The organism is Streptomyces sp. NBC_00691 (assembly GCF_036226665.1).
Taxonomy (GTDB): Bacteria; Actinomycetota; Actinomycetes; order Streptomycetales; family Streptomycetaceae; genus Streptomyces.
Map to the genome: position 1 here is coordinate 5,247,766 of NZ_CP109007.1, position 19,374 is coordinate 5,267,139.

Below are 19,374 nucleotides of genomic sequence, written 5' to 3' on the forward strand. Positions count from 1 at the left end.
TCCGTCCGTGCCGGGGCAGTGGTGTGTCCGGGGTCTTTGAGCCGCGGGCGGTCCCGGGAGTTCCGGCCGCGGGCGGCACGGGGTCTTTCGCCCGCGGGCGTTCCCGGGGCCTCTCGGCCGCGGGCGGGACGGCGCCGTTCAGCCGCGGCGGACCGCGCACAGCAGGCCGTCGCCCACCGGCAGCAGGGAGGGGATGAGTTCCTGGCTCTCCCGCACCGTGCGCAGCAGCTCGCGGACCCGCTGGACCTCGGCCGGCTGGGCGCCCGAGTCGACCGTGCGGCCGTCCGCGAAGACACCCTCGAAGCAGACGAGTCCGCCAGGTCGCAGCAGGCGCAACGATTCAGCGAGGTAGTCCAGGTACTCAAGCCGGTCGCCGTCGCAGAACACGAGGTCGTACCCGCCGTCCGCGAGCCGCGGCAGCACGTCCAGGGCCCGGCCGGGGATGAACCGCGCCCGGTTGCCCGCGAATCCCGCCGCACGGAACGCCGTCTTGGCGAGCTGCTGCCGCTCCGGCTGGAGGTCCACCGTCGTCAGGACGCCGTCCGGCCGCATCCCGAGCAGCAGGTAGATGCCCGACACGCCGGTGCCCGTGCCGATCTCCGCCACCGCCTTCGCGTCCGCCGTGGCCGCGAGCAGGCGAAGCGCCCCACCGGTGCCCGGGGACACCGAGGGCAGCCCTGCCTCCCGGGCCCGCTCACGGGCCCAGCGCAGAGCTTCGTCCTCGGCGACAAAGGCGTCGGCGAACGACCAGCTCGTCTGCCGGTTGGCGGTAATGGCCCTCTCCTGTCCCCGTAGTTGACGCAACGGTGACTGTATCCGCTGTCAGCGGGAACCCGCAGATGGGACCGGGCGTTCACCAGGGGAAGGACGCGGCAGGAGGAAGCCGGGGAGCCGGTTCCAAATTCGCGTAAAGATTCTTATCCGGAGCTAACGGGCGAGGTGGCTATGGTAGGGGCTCCACTGGACACCACCAGAGCCGACAGGGGAGGTGCGGCTGCGCCTGTGGATCGGGGAGGAGTGCTTCGGCGTCTTCTCAGGTCGGCGGGTGAGCCGAAATCCGTGACCGACACCGCTGACCGAATCCGCACCGCCGACTCCGCTCCCACCACCGCGACCTTCGCATCGGATGCGGAATCGCAGGCGTGGACTCCGCCCACCTGGGAGGAGATCGTCAGCACGCACAGCGGCCGGGTATACCGCCTCGCCTACCGGCTGACCGGCAACCAGCACGACGCCGAGGACCTGACCCAGGAGGTCTTCGTCCGCGTCTTCCGCTCGCTGTCGACCTACACGCCGGGCACCTTCGAGGGCTGGCTCCACCGCATCACCACCAACCTCTTCCTCGACATGGTCCGCCGCAAGCAGCGCATCCGTTTCGACGCGCTCGCCGACGACGCCGCCGAGCGACTGCCCAGCCGTGAGCCCTCGCCGCAGCAGGTGTTCAACGACACCCACTTCGACGCCGACGTGCAGCAGGCCCTGGACACCCTCGCGCCCGAGTTCCGTGCCGCGGTCGTCCTCTGCGACATCGAAGGACTGTCGTACGAGGAGATCGCCGCGACCCTCGGCGTGAAGCTCGGCACCGTCCGCAGCCGCATCCACCGCGGGCGCTCCCACCTGCGCAAGGCCCTCAAGCACCGCTCGCCCGAGGCCCGGGCGGAGCGTGCCCTGGCCTCCGTCGGATGGGAGGCAGGGACAGCGTGAGTGGCACACGTCCCTCGTCGCCGACCCCCGCGGAGCACCACCTCGGGGACCGGCTGGCCGCGCTCGTCGACGGCGAACTCGGGCATGACGCCCGCGAGCGGGTCCTCGCCCACCTCGCGACCTGCGCCCGCTGCAAGGCGGAGGCCGACGCGCAGCGCACTCTCAAGAGCGTCTTCGCCTCGGCGGCTCCTCCGCCGCCCTCGGAGGGATTCCTCGCCCGGCTGCAGGGGCTACCCGGGGGTCCCGGTGAGCCGGGCGGACCCGGCGGACCGAGAGGCCCCCTCGAAGAACTCCTCGGCGCGGGTGGTGTGAGGTCCGACGGCTTCGCCACGGCCACCGTCGTCACCCCGCACTCCCCGCACTCCGCTCCGCAGACCGGTTTCCGCATCCACGAGGTCGGCGACCGCGCGTCCGGCAGCCCGTGGCGCGGCCGGCGCTTCGCCTTCGCGGCGGCCAGCGCCGTCTCGTTCGCGGCCATCGCCCTCGGCGGCACCCTGCCGCTGGAGGCCTCGGTGAACGCGAGCGCGCGCGGCGGCCAGGGCACCGGCACGGCGGTCACCCCGCTGCGTGCCACCGCCGCGGGCCCCGGCGGCGGCACGGCCGTCTCCCGGGGTACGCGCTCCGGCGAGCGCGGCGCCCAGTCCGTCGACGGCTCGCAGGTGATCTCCGGGGCTCCACTGACTCCCGGAACGCCGGCGGCGCTTCCGCACGGGCCGGTCTCACCGCTCGCCCCAGGCACGGTCCCGGCGGGCGCCGTGCCGCCGGACGCGGTGCGCTCCCCGGCCATGCCGCTGGTGGCGGTACGGCTCCGGGACCCGGGCGCGCAGTCGATGCTCGCGCTCTCGCCGTTCATACGACCGACGGCGCCGGCCCTCCAGCTGGCCTTCGGTCCCGGACCGAGTCCGGCCCCCAGCCCGGCCACCGCACCGCTCGGCTCCCCCCGCTGACCCGCGACCTGGTTGAATCCAGGGACAGGGGCGCCCGCCCAAGGGGGCGCGGACGGGTCAGCGGGTTGCGGGGAGAGCATGAACAACGGGAAGCCGAACTGGTGGAGCCGGCCGTCGAGCGCACCGGAGGCGGCACGGATACCCACGCCGCCTCCGGCCGACGACCTCACACAGGGCGTCACCGCCGTCGCCGCGCATGACGCCGACGGCGACTTTCCGCTGCCCGCGCCGCAGCCGTCGGCCGACGCGACCGACGCGACCGACGCGGTGGACGCTGACACCGTCATGGCCGACGTGACGGACGTGACGGACGTGAGAGCCGCGAGCGACACGGGGGACACCGCGGTGATGCCCGCCGACGCGCCGCCCGCCGTGCTGCTGACCAAGAGCGAGTCCCCCGCCCCGGCGGACGGGGTCCCGGCGGACGCGGCCCCGACCGAGGCCCTCCCGGTGACCGGGGCTCAGGCGACCGAGGCCGGGGCGACCGAGACCCTTCCGGTCGTCGACGCCTCCGTGGCCGACACCCCGCCGGCCCCGGCCGCCCAGGTGCCCGCCCAGCCCGCGCCGACGCCCCTCCACGCGCCCGACGAGTACCGGACGCCGCCCTACGGCGAGCCGGGCCCCTGGGCGCCCGCACCGCCCGTACAGCGCCCTCCGGCGCACGTACCGCCCCAGCAGGCCCACGTGCCCCCCGTACCGCCGCAGTCCCAGCCCCCGCAGCCGCACCCCCACCCCCCGCTCCACGCGGGGGGCGGGGGAGTGCCGCCGCAGGCCGGCGCGCCCTGGACGCAGTACGACCCCTGGGGCGCCGGCGGGGCCGGGCTCCCGCCGCTGCCCGCGAAGAAGTCCCGCAAGGGGCTCGCCATCGCCGGGGCGCTCGTCTTCGCGCTCGTCACCGGAGTCATCGGCGGCGGCATCGGTGCGTACGTCGAGCGGAACGGCGGGATCACCACCGTCGAACTCCCGCAGGCGGACGGGGGCGACACCGACCGGGCCCCGGACAGCGTGGCCGGGATCGCGGCCAGCGCCCTGCCCGGCGTCGTCACCCTGCACGTCAAGGGCGGCGGTTCGTCCGGCACCGGCACCGGCTTCGTCCTCGACACCAAGGGCCACATCCTCACCAACAACCACGTCGTGGACGGGGCCCAGTCCTCCCGCGACATCTCGGTGACCTTCTCCAGCGGCGAGACCGCCCGCGCCAAGGTCGTCGGCAAGGACACCGGCTACGACCTCGCCGTCGTCCAGGTCACCGGCGTCTCCGGCCTCAAGCCGCTGCCGCTCGGCAACTCCGACAACGTCCGCGTCGGCGACCCCGTCGTCGCCATCGGCGCCCCCTTCGACCTCTCCAACACGGTCACCTCCGGCATCATCAGCGCCAAGGAGCGTCCGATCACCGCGGGCGGCGAGAAGGGCGACGGCAGCGACATCAGCTATGTCGACGCCCTCCAGACCGACGCCCCGATCAACCCCGGCAACTCCGGCGGCCCGCTCCTCGACGCCAAGGGCCGGGTCATCGGCATCAACAGCGCCATCCGCGCGGCCGGCGGCGGTTCGGGCGAGGGCGAGGGCGGCAGTGCCTCCCAGCCCGGCTCCATCGGCCTCGGCTTCGCCATACCGATCAACCAGGGCAAGCGGGTCGCCGAGGAGCTGATCAACACCGGCAAGGCCACCCACCCGGTCATCGGTGTGAGCCTCGACATGCAGTACAACGGCGACGGCGCCCGGGTCGGCGAGAAGGGCAAGGACGGCTCCGCCTCCGTCACGCCCGGCGGTCCGGCCGCGACGGCGGGGCTCCGCCCCGGCGACGTCATCACCAAGGTCGACGGCCAGCGCGTGCACAACGGCGAGGAGCTGATCGTGAAGATCCGCGCCCACCGCCCCGGCGACCGGCTGGAGCTCACCCTGACCCGGGACGGCAAAGAGCTGACAAAGACGTTGACGCTCGGTTCGTCCCAGGGCACCTGAGCATCATGTGGCGGACACCCGGAGGTACCCGTCCGGCAGTTTCGGCGGGTACCTTGGACCGGGCCCTTGACCGGCACGAAGGAGCTACTAGGTGTTCAGCGACATAGGCGCACTCGAGCTGGTGACGCTCGTCGTCCTCGCCGTGCTCGTCTTCGGGCCGGACAAGCTCCCGAAGGTCATCCAGGACGTCTCGCGCTTCATCCGGAAGGTCCGCGACTTCTCGGACAGCGCGAAGGAGGACATCCGCAGCGAGCTGGGTCCGGAGTTCAAGGACTTCGAGTTCGAGGACCTCAACCCGAAGACGTTCCTCCGCAAGCAGATGGAGCAGAACGAGGACCTCCGGGACCTCAAGGAGCTGCGGGGCAGCTTCGACCTCAAGAAGGAGATGAACGACGTCGCCGACGCGGTCCACGGCCGCGCCCCGGCCGTCAACGGCTCGCCGTCGGCGGGTGCTTCCGCCGCCGCCGTCACCGCCGTCAACGGGACCCCGGACCTGCTGAAGAAGCAGGACAAGCCGGACACCCCGGAGCGTCCTCCGTACGACTCCGACGCGACCTGACGACGGGCTGTCACCGACCCGACGCGTCCCGGTGGCTATCCTCCCTCTGTTGACGGAACGAGGAGGCGGCCACGATGGAGACCACGAGTCGGGTGGAGGGCGTACCCCTGGCCCGGCGGACCGCCGAGAGCTACCTGCGCGCACCCTTCGCCTGGTACGGCCTGGACGAGGCGTTCACCGGGCCTCGCTGGCTGATGCAGGTGGGCACGGCGGCGGACGGCAGCGTGCAGCACGGTTCGACCGGGCACGGAGACACGCCGTCGATAAAGACGGACGCGAGCGGCGCGGAGAAGGAGCGGTTCGCGGTCGTCGTGACGGTGGCCGCGAGCCCGGTCCGGCGGACCGGTGACGGCACGGGCGTCCTCGACGCCACCACCGTGTCCTCGGCGGCCTGGCTGGCCGGCTCGGGGCTGCTCGTCCACACCTGGCCCGCCTCGCTGGACCACGCGACGCGGGACAACTGGCTGGACCAGCAGACCGAGACGGCGTTCGAGCTGGCCGACGACCTCGACGGGGCGGAGTGGTCGACGCTCTCGCTGCCGGTGGACGGGGTGCCGGTGCCCTTCCACTACCGCGAGTCGGAGTTCGGGTGGGTGCTCGCGGGGTCGGCGGCGGGGGTGCACATCGGGGCGTACGGGCGTGGGATGAGCGCGTACGGTCTCGGGTTCGCCCAGATCAAGGACCTCGACGCGTACGCCTGACGGCACGAGAAGACGCGTACGCCTGACGGCACGAAGAGACGCGTACGTCTGACGGCATGACGAAGGGCGCCCCCGAGGGGGCGCCCTTCGTCACAGCCTCAGAACTTGTTGCGCGGGGTGATGCCCAGGCTCATGCCCGAGAGGCCGCGCTGGCGGCCGCCGAGCTTGCCGGCGATCGCGCGGAGGGCCGCGCCCGCCGGGGAGTCCGGGTCGGAGAGGACGACCGGCCTGCCCTCGTCGCCGCCCTCGCGGAGCCGTACGTCGATCGGGATCGAGCCGAGGACCGGGACCGTCGCGCCCGTGGTCTGCGTCAGACCGTCGGCGACCCGCTGGCCGCCGCCCGTGCCGAACACGTCGACCATCTCGTCGCAGTGCGGGCACGGCAGGCCCGCCATGTTCTCGACGACACCGACGATCTTCTGGTGGGTCTGGACGGCGATGGAGCCGGCCCGCTCGGCGACCTCGGCCGCCGCCTGCTGCGGCGTGGTGACGACCAGGATCTCCGCGTTCGGCACGAGCTGCGCGACCGAGATCGCGATGTCGCCGGTGCCCGGGGGCAGGTCGAGCAGGAGGACGTCCAGGTCTCCCCAGTACACGTCCGCGAGGAACTGCTGGAGCGCGCGGTGCAGCATCGGACCGCGCCACACCACCGGCGCGTTGCCCGGGGTGAACATGCCGATGGAGATGACCTTCACGCCGTTCGCCGACGGCGGCATGATCATGTTCTCGACCTGCGTCGGACGGCCGTCCGCGCCCAGCATCCGCGGCACGCTGTGGCCGTAGATGTCGGCGTCGACGACGCCGACCTTCAGACCGTCGGCGGCCATCGCCGCGGCCAGGTTCACGGTGACGGACGACTTGCCGACGCCACCCTTGCCGGAGGCGACCGCGTACACCCGGGTCAGCGAGCCCGGCTTCGCGAACGGCACCTCGCGCTCGGCGCTCGTGCCGCGCAGCGCCGCCGCGAGCTCCTTGCGCTGCTCGTCGCTCATCACGTCCAGCGAGACGTCGACGCCCGTGACGCCCTCGACGCCGGAGACGGCCTCGGTCACCCGCTGGGTGATGGTCTCGCGCATCGGGCAGCCGGAGACGGTCAGGTAGACCGTGACGGCGACCTTGCCGTCCGGTTCGATCTCCACCGACTTGACCATGCCGAGCTCAGTGATCGGTTTGTTGATCTCGGGGTCGTTCACCGTCGCCAGTGCTTCGAGCACCGCGTCTTCCATAGCCATACCGACGATGGTACGGCGCCGACCACCGGCCCATGAAAGGCCTGTCAACGGTCGGGTACGTCACTTCCCCGGGAGTCGGCCGACGGGAATAGATCCCGGCGCTCCTCCAGCTCCTTGATCAGGTCCTGGAGTTCCGAGCGGATCCAGTCGCGGGTGGCCACCTCGCCGAGGCCCATCCGCAGCGCCGCGATCTCCCGGGTGAGGTACTCGGTGTCCGCGATCGACCGCTCGTTCTGCTTCCTGTCCTGTTCGAGGTTGACCCGGTCCCGGTCGTCCTGCCGGTTCTGCGCGAGCAGGATCAGCGGGGCCGCGTACGAGGCCTGGAGGGACAGCGCGAGCGTCAGGAAGATGAACGGGTACTCGTCGAACTTGAGCGGGCCCGGCGCGAAGATGTTCCACAGGACCCAGACGATGATCGTCAGGGTCATCCAGACGAGGAACCGGCCCGTGCCGAGGAAGCGCGCGATCCGCTCCGACATGCGTCCGAAGGCCTCGGGGTCGTACTCCGGGAGGAACCGCGCCCGCCGCTCGCGCGGCAGGTCGAGCCGGATGCGGGGCGCCGGCCGGTCGCGCTCCCGTTCACGGTCCCGCTCCCGCTCGCGGTCGTGTGTGCGCTCAGCCGCCATGCCCGGCTCCCTCCTCGTGGAACTCGGTCTCGCGCCAGTCCTCCGGCAGCAGATGGTCGAGCACGTCGTCGACGGTGACCGCGCCCAGCAGTGAGCCGCTCTCGTCCACCACGGGCGCGGCGACCATGTTGTACGCGGCGAGATAGCTGGTCACGGCCGGCAGCGGGGTGTCCGGGCCGAGCGGCGGCAGATCGCTGTCCACGAGCGAGCTGACCAGGGTGAACGGCGGATCGCGAAGGAGCCGCTGGAAGTGCACGGTGCCCAGGTACTTGCCCGTCGGCGTCTCGTCCGGCGGCCGGCACACGTACACCTGCGCGGCCAGCGCCGGTGACAGGTCCTGCTGGCGGACCCGGGCCAGCGCGTCAGCGACCGTGGCGTCCGGCCGCAGCACGATCGGCTCGGTCGTCATCAGACCGCCCGCCGTGCGCTCCTCGTACGCCAGGAGACGTCGTACGTCGGCGGCGTCGTCCGGCTGCATCAGCGTCAGCAGCCGTTCCTTGTCCTCCTCCGGCAGCTCGGACAGCAGGTCGGCCGCGTCGTCCGGGTCCATCGCCTCCAGGACGTCGGCCGCGCGCTCCTCCTTCAGCTTGCCGAGGATCTCGATCTGGTCGTCCTCCGGCAGCTCTTCGAGGACGTCGGCCAGCCGGTCGTCGTCGAGCGCGGCGGCCACCTCGACACGCCGCTTGGGCGGGAGGTGGTGCAGCGCGTTGGCGAGGTCGGCGGGGCGCAGCTTCTCGAAGGTGGCGACCAGGTTCTCGGCGCCCTGCCCGTGCTCCTCCAGGGAGAAGCCGGTGACGCCCGACCACTCGACGGTCAGCGTCTCGCCCTTGCGGCTCAGCACCCCGCCCTTCCCCTTGCGGACGAAGACCTTGTCGATCTCCCAGTCGCGGCGGGCGGGCAGCTGCTGGATGGCGACGTCGAGGACGGTGACCTCCTCGCCCTCCCGTCCGCCGGGCCCCACCAGACGGACGCGCCGGTCGAGGAGCTCGCCGAGGACGAGACGCTCGGTGGGGCGCGGCTCGAAGCGGCGCATGTTGACCACACCGGTCGTGATGACCTGGCCGGACTCCACGCCCGTGATCCGGGTCATCGGGACGAAGACCCGGCGGCGGCTGAGGACCTCCACGACCATGCCGAGCAGTCTCGGCGGTCTGCGGCCGACCCGCAGCATGGCCACCAGGTCGCTGACCCGGCCGACCTGGTCGCCGACGGGGTCGAAGACCGGGACTCCGGCGAGGTGGGAGACGAAGATCCGGGGGGCGCCTGCCGCCATGCCACGCGCCTCCTCGGTGTCGCACGATTCGAGTCACTGCCGAGCTTTGCCGGGTTCAGGCTAGCCCGTGCCGTTCCGCACCGCCCCGGCAGCGCCTCCGTACGGCTGCTGACGGGCGGCTGACCCGTCCCGGGTACGCTGCGGTCTGCCGTCCCCACCGGCACGCCGGCCCTCCCGCCCGGCGGAACTGGCAGAACAGAAGGCCGCCGCCCCGGGTCCCCCGCCCGTACGGGCCGCGGTCCGTGTCCCCCACGACATGAGAGGCAGCGCTGATGGCCGTTCGTGCCGCGTCGTCGCGTATCCACCGGGCCGTCGTGCCGCTCGCGCTCTGCGCCGGCCTGACAGCGGGGCTCACGGCCTGCGCCGCTGATCCCGACGAGGGGACCAACGGGGTCGGAAGGCTGTCCGCGGCCGAGATCGAGGGCAAGGCGCGGACCGCCGCGGACACCGCGAAGGCGGTACGGCTCTCCGGCACCCTGGTCAGCAAGGGCGACACCTTCAAGCTGAACATGCGCCTCAAGCAGGACGGCGCGAGCGGCTCGGTGACGACGAAGAACAGCACGTTCGAGCTGCTGCGAATCGGCGAGGCGCTCTATCTGAAGGCGGACGCGGGCTTCTGGTCCCACGAGACCAAGGACGGCGACAAGCCGACGGAGGCGGACGCCGAGGCCGCCGACAAGCTCGACGACAAGTACGTGAAGGTGCCGCAGGGCGACCCCGCGTACAAGCAGCTGCGCGGCTTCACCGAGATGGACCTGCTGCTCGCCGGGCTGACCGGGCTCCACGGCGAGAAGGTCAAGGGCGACCGGGACCAGATCGGCGGGGTCCGCACGATCAAGGTCAAGGGCGGCGCGGACGGCGAGGGCGGCACCCTCGACGTGTCGCTGCAGGGCGACCCGTACCCGGTGCAGTTCGCGCGGGGCGGGGGAGCGGGCCTGGTGGTGCTCTCCGAGTGGAACAAGGACTTCCCGCTCACCGAGCCGTCGAAGGAAGAGACCCTCGACTACGGCAAGCAGCTGCCCAGGACCTGATCCCGTTCAGCGTCGCTTGCGGCGCTTGAGCAGCAGCTTCGGGAGACCGGACGGCACCGGGTCGCTGGTCGTGGCCGCCGAGGGCAGCGGGACGGCCGCCAGGGAGCCGTCCGGCAGCTCCGTGGTCGAGGAGCGGGGGTCGAGCCGCAGGACCCGGCACTCGCGCCCCCAGCGGGCCGTCATGGCCTCGCCGTCGGGCGCGTTGAGCCGCTTGCCCTTCAGCTCGGCGACCGCCGCGTCCCACTCCTCGGTGCCGTGCGCGATCTCGCGCACGGCGGCCGTCCAGGCGACGAGACGGCCGCCCTTGTCCTTGCTGCGGACCGTGACCTCGGCCGTCCCGCCGTCGACCAGTCCCGGCAGCGGCTGTTCGCCGGGGCCGTCGCCGACGACGAACGCTGCGCCGTCGGACCAGACGTGCCAGAGCGCGCGGGCGGGGCCGGTGCCGCGGACCCACACCAGGCCGGACTTCTTGGTGGCCTCCTCGACGAGGGCGGACCCGATCAGCTCTTCAGTCATGGCCCGAAGCCTAGGGCCTGTCGTCACCCTTCCGTCCTCGCCCGGAGGGCGGACGGAAGGGTGACGACAGGCCCCGGCCCCCGAGGGTCACAGCCAGCCGTTGCGCTTCAGCGTGCGGTGGATGGTGAAGCAGATCGCGACGATGCCGGTGAGCACCATCGGGTAGCCGTACTTCCAGTGCAGCTCGGGCATGTGGTCGAAGTTCATGCCGTACACGCCGCAGACCGCCGTGGGGACGGCGACGATCGCCGCCCACGAGGTGATCTTGCGCATGTCCTCGTTCTGCGCGACGGTCGCCTGCGCCAGGTTGGCCTGGAGGATCGAGTTGAGCAGCTCGTCGAAGCCGACGACCTGCTCCTGCACGCGCGCGAGGTGGTCGGCGACGTCCCGGAAGTACTTCTGGATGTCGGGGTCGACCAGCCGCATCGGCCGCTCGGAGAGCAGCTGCATCGGGCGGAGCAGTGGCGTGACGGCCCGCTTGAACTCCAGCACCTCGCGCTTCAGCTGATAGATCCGGCCGGTGTCCGTACCGCGGGTCGAACCCTTCGCGGCCGGCGAGAAGACGTCGATCTCCAGCTGGTCGATGTCGAGTTCGACCGCGTCGGCGACCGCGATGTAGCCGTCGACGACGTGGTCGGAGAGGGCGTGCAGCACCGCCGAGGGCCCTTTGGCGAGCAGTTCGGGCTCGCCCTGGAGGCGGTGCCGGAGGTTGCGCAGGGAGCCCTGGCCGCCGTGCCGGACGGTGATGACGAAGTCGGGGCCGGTGAAGCACATGACCTCGCCGGTCTCGACGACCTCGCTGGTCGCGGTGAGCGCGGCGTGCTCGACGTAGTGGATCGTCTTGAACACGGTGAAGAGGGTGTCGTCGTACCGCTCCAGCTTGGGCCGCTGGTGGGCGTGGACGGCGTCCTCCACGGCGAGCGGGTGCAGCCCGAACTCGGCCGCGATACCGGCGAATTCGGCCTCGGTCGGCTCGTGCAGGCCGATCCAGGCGAAGCCGCCGTTCTCCCGGACCCGGCTCATGGCGCCGCGCGGGGTGAGGCACTCGCGGTCGTCGACGCGGCGTCCGTCGCGGTAGACGGCGCAGTCGACCACGGCACTGGAGGCCGTGTGGTCGCGGGTGGGGTCGTACGAGGTGTACGTGGTGGGGGTCTTGCGCAGGGGGTGCCGCAGGCTCGGACGGACGGCGGCGCGCAGGTCACGGATCATCGACATGGGCATGCTCCTTCACGGAGAAGCCGTCGGCGAGCGTGGAACAGCCCGGAATGGGGACGTGGAGCTACGTCGTCCACAAAGCGGGCGGCACCGAGAGATCGCGGTGACGGCGTTCGCTACAGACAGGCAAAGGCGAGATGCTCTTCCGTCGTGCGAGATGCCGGAGAGGCGGGGCCGTACGGGGACGGGCCGGGAATCACCGGAAGTACGTACGCACCGGGCTCGGGTGCGGGGCGGAAGAGCGGCTGGTACTGCCCGATCGACTTCGGTCCATCGCAGCCCCACCTCCTCCGGCCGGTCCCTCGTGAGGGATGACGTGTGACGAGTAGTCGGGAGTTCGGGACTCCCGACCAGCGGCCAAGACTATCAGCCGACTGAGGGTCAATCCCTTCCTTTGCCCGTTCCATACGCGCTTTATGCTCAAGACATGGGAGAAGTTCTTGCTCTGGTCGAGGCCCGGTTGCGGACGGCACTCGGAGAACCGGACGCGCGCGCCGCGGTGACGTTTCTCGGCACGGACCGGATCGAGGTGCTCCGCTTCGCCGACGGCGACCTCGTGCGGTACGCGACCCTCGGCATGTCCGCACAGCCGATGTCCGATCCGACCGCCGCGCTCGCCGATCCGGTCAAGGGACCGCGCGCCGAGCTCGTCCTGACCGTACGGGCCGGCCTCGCCGACACCGACAAGGTGCTGCGCCCGCTCGCGGTGCTCGCCGCTGCCCCGCAGGTCGAGGGCGTCGTCGTGGCGCCGGGCGCCTCGCTCGACGTCGGCGACCCGCTCTGGCCGGGCGCCGCCTTCAGCTCGGTCCTGGTGGCGGAGTCCGGCGGTCTGGTCGAGGACCTGGAGCTCGACGAGCCGATGGACCCGGTGCGGTTCCTGCCGCTGCTCCCGATGACCTCGAACGAGGCGGCGTGGAAGCGGGTCCACGGGGCGCAGGCCCTGGAGGAGCGCTGGCTGACGCAGGGTACGGACCTGCGCGATCCACTGCGCAGGTCCGTACCTCTGGACTGACGGCCCCCGGGGCCGGCAGGCGTTCCGGCCGCCCGGCTTCCCCGGGTCAGGTCCGGGCGACGGTCCTGCTGGCCACGAGATGGGCGATCAGCACGTAGACGATCGCCGGAATGCCGTAGTCGAGCAGCACCTGAAGGGCGTGCTGGGAGACGTCGAAGAGCCCGATCGACCAGCCGGCGAGCCAGTCCGCGGCCTCGCGGAACCAGCCGACCACGGTGTTTCCCCGGTTGGCGTCGAGCAGGTCCAGGACGATCCAGACGACCAGGATGCCCGCGAGGACGCGGGCCACGGTTCTTATGACGGAGTCGATGCCTCTCATGGACTCCGTCTTGCCCGAGCTTCCCGCGGCAAACGGGCCGCGGCGGGACGGTCAGTCGGCGAAGACCCCGACGCCGTCCTCCGCGGCGTGCTTCGGGGCCAGTTCCGCGGCCTCGAGGGTGAGCGCCTCGCGGCGGACCCGGACGACCACGGCGCCGAGCGCCGCGGCCGCGCCCGCCACCACGAACGGCATGTGGACGTCGCTCCACTCCTCGATCTTCGGGGCGAAGTACGGAGCGGCGGCCGCGGCGAACCAGCGGACGAAGTTGTAGCCCGCGCTGGCCACCGGGCGCGGGGCGTCCGAGACGCCGAGGGCCAGTTCGGTGAAGACGGTGTTGTTGACGCCGATGAACGCGCCCGACAGGACCGTGCAGACGATCGCGGTCGTGTGATCGCCGTACCCGAGGACCACCACGTCGACCGCGAGCAGCACCAGTGAGCCGCCGAGGACGGTGAGCGAGCCGAAGCGCCGCTGGAGCCGGGGCGCGACCAGGACCGAGAAGACGGCGAGCAGGACACCCCAGGCGAAGAACACCGCGCCGGACTTGTACGGCGTCATGTCCAGCACGAACGGAGTGAAGGCGAGCACCGTGAAGAAGGCGTAGTTGTAGAAGAACGCGGCCGCCGCGGCCGAGGCGAGGCCGCCGTGGCCCAGCGCCCGGATCGGGTCGAGCAGCGAGGTCCGGCGGGCCGGTTTCGGCTGCTCCCTGAGGAAGACCGCGATGCACAGGAAGCCGATCGCCATCAGCGCGGCCGTGCCGAAGAAGGGGTAGCGCCAGCTGGCGTCGCCGAGCAGGGCGCCGAGCAGCGGTCCGCAGGCCATGCCGAGGCCGAGCGCCGACTCGTAGAGCAGGATCGCGGCCGCGCTGCCGCCGGCCGCGGCGCCCACGATCACGGCGAGCGAGGTCGAGACGAAGAGCGCGTTGCCGAGTCCCCAGCCCGCCCGGAAGCCGACGAGCGCGCCGACGGAGTCCGAGGTGCCGGCGAGAGCGGCGAAGACGACGACGAGCGCGAGTCCGGCGAGCAGGGTCCGGCGTCCCCCGATGCGGCTGGAGACGAATCCGGTCACCAGCATCGCGACGGCGGTGATGAGGAAGTACGAGGTGAAGAGCAGCGAGACCTGACTGGGCGTCGCGTCGAGGCCCTGGGCGATCGACGGCAGGATCGGGTCGACGAGGCCGATGCCCATGAAGGCGACGACGGACGCGCCGGCGGTGGCCCAGACGGCCGGTGGCTGACGCAGGAGGCTGCCTCCGCCGGCGTTCTCTTCTGCTCTCTCCATGGGTTCCGCTCCTCCGCGTCGAGATGGGTGCTCTATGCACAGAATAAGTTAGAGAAGCTAATGAGTGCAAACTACATCTATATCTGCGGGTGGCGGGGGGTGAACGCCACGGTCCGGACGGGTGATCGTCGGTGATCGTCCTTGACGCGGGGCTCCGGTGGTAGGACCGTTGAGCCCTATGAGGGGCGAACCCAGTTGTCCGAAGTGTGGTGGCCGGGTCAGGGCGCCCGGGCTCTTCGCCGACTCCTGGCAGTGCGTCGTGCACGGCTCGGTGCACCCGCTCCAGCCCGTGATCCCGCCCAGCGTCGAGGCCCTCGGTGTGGTGGTGCACCGGTCCCACGTGCCGGTGTGGATGCCGTGGCCCCTGCCCGTCGGCTGGCTCTTCACCGGAGTCGCGTACGCCGGTGACGACCGCAGCGGCGGACGCGCGACCGCCGTCGCCTGCTCGGGACCCGGACCGCTCGGCGGCATCGGCGAGCTGCTCCTGGTCGCCGAGGAGCTCGGCGTCGGCCTCGGCGCCCGGTACGCCGGCATCGACGGCCCCGATCCCGGCGCGGGCATGGCCATCGACAGACCCCCGCAGACGAAGGTCCTCGCCGCCGGACGCCCGACCCCGCTCTGGCACGTCAGCGGCGCCCCGCAGGACCGCGCGGTCTTCGCGGGGGAGGCGCGCGGCCTCTGGCTGTGGGCGATCGTCTGGCCCGAGCAGTCCGGCCTCCTGATGTACGACGAGCTGGTCCTGACGGACCTGCGCGACGCGGGCGCCGAGGTCGAACTCCTGCCGTGCGGAGCGCTGACGCCGAGGCTGCTGAGCTGACGCGCCGCCGACCGGTCCGGCAGGCTCCTTTCCGTAGGGGCGTGTTCGATTCGCCCGTTATGCTGGAGCGTCCCTCGTCCGTGCCGAAGTCCTGGAGTACCGCGTCGTGCGCATCGACCTGCACACCCACTCCACGGCCTCCGACGGTACGGACTCCCCGGCCGAACTCGTCCGCAATGCGGCCGCCGCCGGGCTCGACGTCGTCGCGCTGACGGATCACGACACCACCCGGGGCCACGCCGAGGCGATCGCGGCCCTGCCCGAGGGGCTGACCCTCGTCACCGGGGCCGAGCTGTCCTGCCGGACCGACGGCATCGGCCTGCACCTGCTCGCGTACCTCTTCGACCCCGCGGAGCCCGTACTCCTCGCCGAGCGCGAACTCGTCCGCGACGACCGGGTCCCGCGCGCGCGTGCCATGGTCGGCAAGCTCCAGGAGCTCGGCGTCCCCGTCACCTGGGACCAGGTCGCCCGCATCGCCGGCGACGGCTCCGTGGGCCGCCCGCACGTCGCCGAGGCGCTTGTCGAGCTCGGGGTCGTGCCGGACGTGTCCGGGGCGTTCACGCCCGAGTGGCTCGCCGACGGCGGCCGGGCGCACGTCGGCAAGCACGAGCTCGACCCCGTCGACGCCATCCGCCTGGTGAAGGCGGCCGGCGGCGTCACCGTCTTCGCGCACCCGCTCGCCGTCAAGCGCGGCCAGGTGCTGCCCGAGGCCTCGATAGCCCGCCTCGCCGAGGCCGGACTCGACGGCATCGAGGTCGACCACATGGACCACGACGAGGCGACGCGGGCACGGCTGCGCGGGCTCGCGAAGGAGCTCGGTCTGCTGACCACCGGCTCCAGCGACTACCACGGCAGCCGCAAGACCTGCCGCCTGGGCGAGTACACGACCGATCCCGAGATCTACGGCGAGATCACCCGCCGCGCCGCGGGGGCCTTCCCGGTCCCCGGCGCGGGAGGACCCGCCTCCTAGCCTTCGGCTGCCGGGCTCCACGGAGCCCGGACCCGTTCCGCGGGACCCGTCCCCCGGCCGTCCGGCCGGGAGGACCGCCGCGCCGCGTGCCCCGCCCCGTGTCCGGATGCGGGCCGTGCGGTCCGTCCCGCGCCCGTCGAGTGGCTTCCCTCCTCCTGGTCCGCCCCCTCACGGCTCCGTGCCGTGCCCCGGGGCGGCGCTCTTCCTGCCCTGCCGCCGGAATCCCGCATTCCGCCCGCCGGGGCCACACCCCACCGTTCGACCTCTCCCGCAAGGCACCCCACCGTGTTCGACGTCGCCGTCTTCGGCTCGCTGTTCCTGACCCTCTTCGTGATCATGGATCCCCCCGGGATCACGCCGATCTTCCTCGCCCTCACCTCCGGCCGGGCCGCCAAGGTGCAGCGCCGGATGGCCTGGCAGGCCGTCGCCGTGGCGTTCGGTGTCATCACCGTCTTCGGTCTGCTCGGCCAGCAGATCCTGGACTACCTGCACGTCTCCGTCCCCGCGCTGATGATCGCGGGCGGCCTTCTGCTGCTGCTCATCGCGCTCGACCTGCTCACCGGCAAGACCGACGAGCCCCAGCAGACCAAGGACGTCAACGTCGCCCTGGTCCCGCTCGGCATGCCCCTGCTCGCCGGTCCCGGAGCGATCGTCTCGGTCATCCTGGCCGTCCAGAACGCCGACGGCGCGGCCGCGCAGGTCTCCGTCTGGGCCGCCATCGTCGCCATGCACATCGTGCTCTGGCTGACCATGCGGTACTCGCTGCTGATCATCCGGGTCATCAAGGACGGCGGCGTCGTCCTGGTCACCCGGCTCGCCGGCATGATGCTCTCCGCCATCGCGGTGCAGCAGATCATCAACGGCGTCACCCAGGTGATCCAGAACGCCTGAGGCGCCGGGGGCGCGCGCCCAGCGGTGCGCCCCGCCCCGGACACCACTGCGCCCCCGTACGGATTCCGCTCTTGCGAAGTCCGTGCGGGGGCGCGGTGCGTGGTGTGGACCGGGCCTGTTACGAGGCCGAGGTCTCGGCGGGGCGGATCCAGATGCGCTGGCCGATCGAGGCGGCCTGCTGCACGATCCGGTTGACGGAGGCGGCGTCCACGACGGTCCGGTCGACGGGCGTGCCGTCGATGTCGTCAAGTCGCAGGATTTCGAAGCGCACAGGCTTCTCCCTTCGTCTGAGTTGATCCTCCTGGTGGAGAACTGCGTTACGTATGGGTCCAACGACATGCATCCTGCAAACATTCCTTACGCTAAGGAAAATTTTCGGATGTCTAACTACTAGCGGGTAGGAGGGTGTGGCGGCGGGGCCCCGTGCGGCGGACAATGAGCCCCGTATGAACGACGCAGACACCACTCAGGTGACCGAGACCGACGCCCGACTGCGCGCACTCGACGTGCGCCTGGAGCGCACCAATGAGCTCCTCCAGCGGATGCTGGCCGAGGTCGCCAAGACCCCCTCCACCCACGCCATCTTCGTCGACGCGGGTTACGTCCATGCTGCGGCCGGGTTGCTGGTGACGGGAACCGAGGACCGGCGCTCCTTCGACCTCGACGCCGAGGGCCTCATCGAGGCCTTCATCGACAAGGCCCGCACGATCTTCGCCGACAGCAGACTCCTCCGCGTCTACTGGTACGACGGCGCCAGACGCCGCATCCACACCCCCGAGCAGCAGGCCATCGCCGAGCTGCCCGACGTGAAGGTGCGCCTCGGCAACCTCAACGCCAACAACCAGCAGAAGGGCGTCGACTCCCTGATCCGCACCGATCTGGAGTCCCTCGCCCGCCACCGCGCCATCAGCGACGCCGCCCTCGTCGGCGGCGACGAGGACCTCGTGTCGGCCGTCGAAGCCGCCCAGGGGTACGGCGCCCGCGTCCACCTCTGGGGCATCGAGGCCGCCGAGGGCCGCAACCAGGCCGAGGCCCTCCTCTGGGAGGTCGACAGCCAGCGCACCTTCGAGCTCGACTTCTGCCGCCCGTACGTCACCCGCCGCCCCGTCACCACGTACGAGAACGAGGGCGAGCCGCCGCCGTCCCGCGAGGAGGTGCGGTTCGTCGGCGCCCAGATCGCCGCGACCTGGCTCGGCGAACGCGGCCGGGACCGGCTCGCCGAACTCCTGCCGGGCGCGCCCTACCTGCCGGGGCCCGTCGACCAGGACCTGCTCGTCGAGGCGGAGCGCCTCCTCAGCCGCTCGCTGCGCGGCCACGCCGCCCTCCGGCGCGCCCTGCGGGACGGCTTCTGGCAGCACCTCAAGGGGCAGTTCTGACGGCCGCCCGCGCCCGCGAGGCCGGCGGCGACCCGGCGGGGGCCGTGGTCAGCGGGCGGTGCCGACGCCGGCGGGAGCCGGCGTCCGTTCCCAGAAGCCGGTGAGGCGGTCCGTCAGCTCCTGCGGGTGCGACACGTTGGGGGAGTGCCCGGCGCCCGCCACCACCGTGTGGTGCGCGCCCGTACGGGCCGCCGTCGCCGCGAGCGCGGCCGTCGGCCAGACCATCTCGTCCGCCCCGTACGCGATGTGCAGCGGCATCCGCAGTCCGGCGAGCTCCTCCGTACCGTCCTGACGGCTGAGCAGCAGCCGCCCCGCGCCCGCGAGTTGCGCGATCCGGGTGCGCATCCAGCGCCGTCGCAGGAAGCCCGCGAGCTGCGGCGCGTCGTCCGTGTCCGGCTCCTCGCCCCGGCTGTCGAGCCAGCACATCGCCTGCCACACCCGCTCCTTCGGCAGGAACGCGAGGGCGACGCGCAGCACCCGCACCCGGACGCGCTGCGGCCTGGCCACCCGGCCGGGGCCCGAGGAGAGCAGGGTGAGGGAACGGAAGGCGGCGGGGGCGAGCGAGGCGGCCGCGCGGGCCACCAGGCCGCCGAACGAGTGGCCGAGCAGATGGACCGGGCCGTCGCCGAGCGCCGAGGCCTGTGCCACCGCGTCGAGCGCGAGCGCCCTGCGGCGGTAGCCGGCCCGGCCGCGGGGGCCGGGGGACTGGTACTGCCCGCGACCGTCCACCGCCACGGCCCGGTAACCGGCCTCGCTCAGCGGGCCGAGCAGCGCCAGGAAGTCCTCCTTGCTGCCGGTGTATCCCGGCAGCAGCAGCACCGTCCCGCGCCGCTCGCCCCGGGGCCCGGTGTCGAGCACGGCGAAGTCGCCGCGCGCGGTCACGAGGTGATGGGCACGGGTGCCGGGCGGCAGGACGAGGGACCGGGGCTTGCTCATGTC

Annotated in this window: 21 protein-coding genes; 11 read left to right on the forward strand and 10 right to left on the reverse strand. The window is 72.2% G+C overall.

The annotated features are described in order from the left end of the window. Positions 1 to 138 precede the first annotated feature (138 nt). The gene (locus OG392_RS23920) at positions 139 to 804 is read right to left on the reverse strand and encodes an O-methyltransferase (protein ID WP_073912004.1); all 666 of its coding nucleotides are present in this window, start codon (positions 802 to 804) and stop codon (positions 139 to 141) included. 141 nt (positions 805 to 945) lie between these two features. Here OG392_RS23920 and sigE point away from each other — a divergent pair, with 141 nt between their 5' ends. From sigE to OG392_RS23945, 5 genes are all read left to right on the forward strand, one after another. Beyond that, a complete protein-coding gene (sigE, locus tag OG392_RS23925) occupies positions 946 to 1,704 on the forward strand; it encodes an RNA polymerase sigma factor SigE (protein WP_073912007.1) in 759 nt (252 codons plus the stop codon). After that, positions 1,701 to 2,651 carry an anti-sigma factor family protein gene (locus OG392_RS23930; RefSeq protein ID WP_329282722.1) on the forward strand — a complete coding sequence of 317 codons (951 nt, stop codon included), beginning with the start codon at positions 1,701 to 1,703 and terminating at the stop codon, positions 2,649 to 2,651. Before sigE ends, OG392_RS23930 begins: the two co-directional genes overlap by 4 nt. 78 nt (positions 2,652 to 2,729) lie before the next feature. Then, positions 2,730 to 4,616: a S1C family serine protease gene (locus OG392_RS23935; protein WP_329282723.1), complete on the forward strand. Its 1,887-nt coding sequence runs from the start codon at positions 2,730 to 2,732 to the stop codon at positions 4,614 to 4,616. Between the two features lie 91 nt (positions 4,617 to 4,707). Next, positions 4,708 to 5,175 (forward strand): sec-independent translocase, encoded by a 468-nt coding sequence (locus OG392_RS23940; RefSeq protein ID WP_329282725.1) that lies wholly within the window; start codon positions 4,708 to 4,710, stop codon positions 5,173 to 5,175. A 74-nt stretch (positions 5,176 to 5,249) separates the two neighbouring features. Continuing rightward, the gene (locus OG392_RS23945) at positions 5,250 to 5,876 is read left to right on the forward strand and encodes a hypothetical protein (RefSeq protein WP_329282727.1); all 627 of its coding nucleotides are present in this window, start codon (positions 5,250 to 5,252) and stop codon (positions 5,874 to 5,876) included. 98 nt (positions 5,877 to 5,974) lie between these two features. Here the strand turns inward: OG392_RS23945 and OG392_RS23950 are convergent, their stop codons facing one another. The 3 genes from OG392_RS23950 to OG392_RS23960 are packed head-to-tail and all read right to left on the reverse strand — an operon-like array spanning position 5,975 to position 9,007. Beyond that, a complete protein-coding gene (locus OG392_RS23950; protein ID WP_328942708.1) occupies positions 5,975 to 7,108 on the reverse strand; it encodes an Mrp/NBP35 family ATP-binding protein in 1,134 nt (377 codons plus the stop codon). Positions 7,109 to 7,152: 44 nt separating this feature from the next. Continuing rightward, positions 7,153 to 7,734 carry a DUF1003 domain-containing protein gene (locus tag OG392_RS23955; RefSeq protein WP_329282730.1) on the reverse strand — a complete coding sequence of 194 codons (582 nt, stop codon included), beginning with the start codon at positions 7,732 to 7,734 and terminating at the stop codon, positions 7,153 to 7,155. Beyond that, the gene (locus OG392_RS23960; RefSeq protein WP_329282733.1) at positions 7,724 to 9,007 is read right to left on the reverse strand and encodes a magnesium transporter MgtE N-terminal domain-containing protein; all 1,284 of its coding nucleotides are present in this window, start codon (positions 9,005 to 9,007) and stop codon (positions 7,724 to 7,726) included. Before OG392_RS23960 ends, OG392_RS23955 begins: the two co-directional genes overlap by 11 nt. A gap of 272 nt (positions 9,008 to 9,279) precedes the next feature. Here OG392_RS23960 and OG392_RS23965 point away from each other — a divergent pair, with 272 nt between their 5' ends. Further along, the gene (locus OG392_RS23965) at positions 9,280 to 10,038 is read left to right on the forward strand and encodes a hypothetical protein (protein WP_329282735.1); all 759 of its coding nucleotides are present in this window, start codon (positions 9,280 to 9,282) and stop codon (positions 10,036 to 10,038) included. Positions 10,039 to 10,044: 6 nt separating this feature from the next. Here OG392_RS23965 and OG392_RS23970 read toward each other — a convergent pair whose 3' ends face one another. Together OG392_RS23970 and OG392_RS23975 are read right to left on the reverse strand one after the other, a co-directional pair. Continuing rightward, on the reverse strand, positions 10,045 to 10,554 hold the full coding sequence (locus OG392_RS23970) for a hypothetical protein (protein ID WP_329282737.1): 510 nt from the start codon (positions 10,552 to 10,554) through the stop codon (positions 10,045 to 10,047). An 87-nt stretch (positions 10,555 to 10,641) separates the two neighbouring features. Continuing rightward, the gene (locus OG392_RS23975; RefSeq protein WP_329282739.1) at positions 10,642 to 11,769 is read right to left on the reverse strand and encodes a magnesium and cobalt transport protein CorA; all 1,128 of its coding nucleotides are present in this window, start codon (positions 11,767 to 11,769) and stop codon (positions 10,642 to 10,644) included. Between the two features lie 427 nt (positions 11,770 to 12,196). On the opposite strand from OG392_RS23975, the gene OG392_RS23980 reads away from it, so the two are divergent. Continuing rightward, a complete protein-coding gene (locus OG392_RS23980) occupies positions 12,197 to 12,781 on the forward strand; it encodes a suppressor of fused domain protein (protein ID WP_329282741.1) in 585 nt (194 codons plus the stop codon). Between the two features lie 46 nt (positions 12,782 to 12,827). Here the strand turns inward: OG392_RS23980 and OG392_RS23985 are convergent, their stop codons facing one another. Next, positions 12,828 to 13,070, reverse strand: a complete 243-nt coding sequence (locus tag OG392_RS23985) for a hypothetical protein (protein WP_329282743.1) — start codon at positions 13,068 to 13,070, stop codon at positions 12,828 to 12,830. Between the two features lie 81 nt (positions 13,071 to 13,151). Next, a complete protein-coding gene (locus OG392_RS23990; RefSeq protein ID WP_329282745.1) occupies positions 13,152 to 14,381 on the reverse strand; it encodes an MFS transporter in 1,230 nt (409 codons plus the stop codon). A 178-nt stretch (positions 14,382 to 14,559) separates the two neighbouring features. Between OG392_RS23990 and OG392_RS23995 the strand changes: the two genes are divergently transcribed. The 3 genes from OG392_RS23995 to OG392_RS24005 all read left to right on the forward strand — a co-directional run bounded on the left by OG392_RS23995 (position 14,560) and on the right by OG392_RS24005 (position 17,059). Beyond that, positions 14,560 to 15,198, forward strand: a complete 639-nt coding sequence (locus OG392_RS23995; RefSeq protein WP_329282747.1) for a DUF6758 family protein — start codon at positions 14,560 to 14,562, stop codon at positions 15,196 to 15,198. A 106-nt stretch (positions 15,199 to 15,304) separates the two neighbouring features. After that, positions 15,305 to 16,168 carry a PHP domain-containing protein gene (locus OG392_RS24000; RefSeq protein WP_329282748.1) on the forward strand — a complete coding sequence of 288 codons (864 nt, stop codon included), beginning with the start codon at positions 15,305 to 15,307 and terminating at the stop codon, positions 16,166 to 16,168. Positions 16,169 to 16,453: 285 nt separating this feature from the next. Beyond that, positions 16,454 to 17,059: a MarC family protein gene (locus OG392_RS24005; protein ID WP_329282752.1), complete on the forward strand. Its 606-nt coding sequence runs from the start codon at positions 16,454 to 16,456 to the stop codon at positions 17,057 to 17,059. A 118-nt stretch (positions 17,060 to 17,177) separates the two neighbouring features. On the opposite strand, the gene OG392_RS24010 is transcribed toward OG392_RS24005, so the two are convergent. Then, on the reverse strand, positions 17,178 to 17,330 hold the full coding sequence (locus OG392_RS24010; RefSeq protein ID WP_086024648.1) for a hypothetical protein: 153 nt from the start codon (positions 17,328 to 17,330) through the stop codon (positions 17,178 to 17,180). A gap of 175 nt (positions 17,331 to 17,505) precedes the next feature. On the opposite strand from OG392_RS24010, the gene OG392_RS24015 reads away from it, so the two are divergent. Next, entirely contained in the window at positions 17,506 to 18,435 is a 930-nt protein-coding gene (locus OG392_RS24015; RefSeq protein ID WP_329282754.1) for an NYN domain-containing protein, read from the forward strand. Between the two features lie 48 nt (positions 18,436 to 18,483). Here OG392_RS24015 and OG392_RS24020 read toward each other — a convergent pair whose 3' ends face one another. Continuing rightward, positions 18,484 to 19,371 carry an alpha/beta fold hydrolase gene (locus tag OG392_RS24020; protein ID WP_329282756.1) on the reverse strand — a complete coding sequence of 296 codons (888 nt, stop codon included), beginning with the start codon at positions 19,369 to 19,371 and terminating at the stop codon, positions 18,484 to 18,486. Between the last annotated feature and the right edge of the window lie 3 nt (positions 19,372 to 19,374).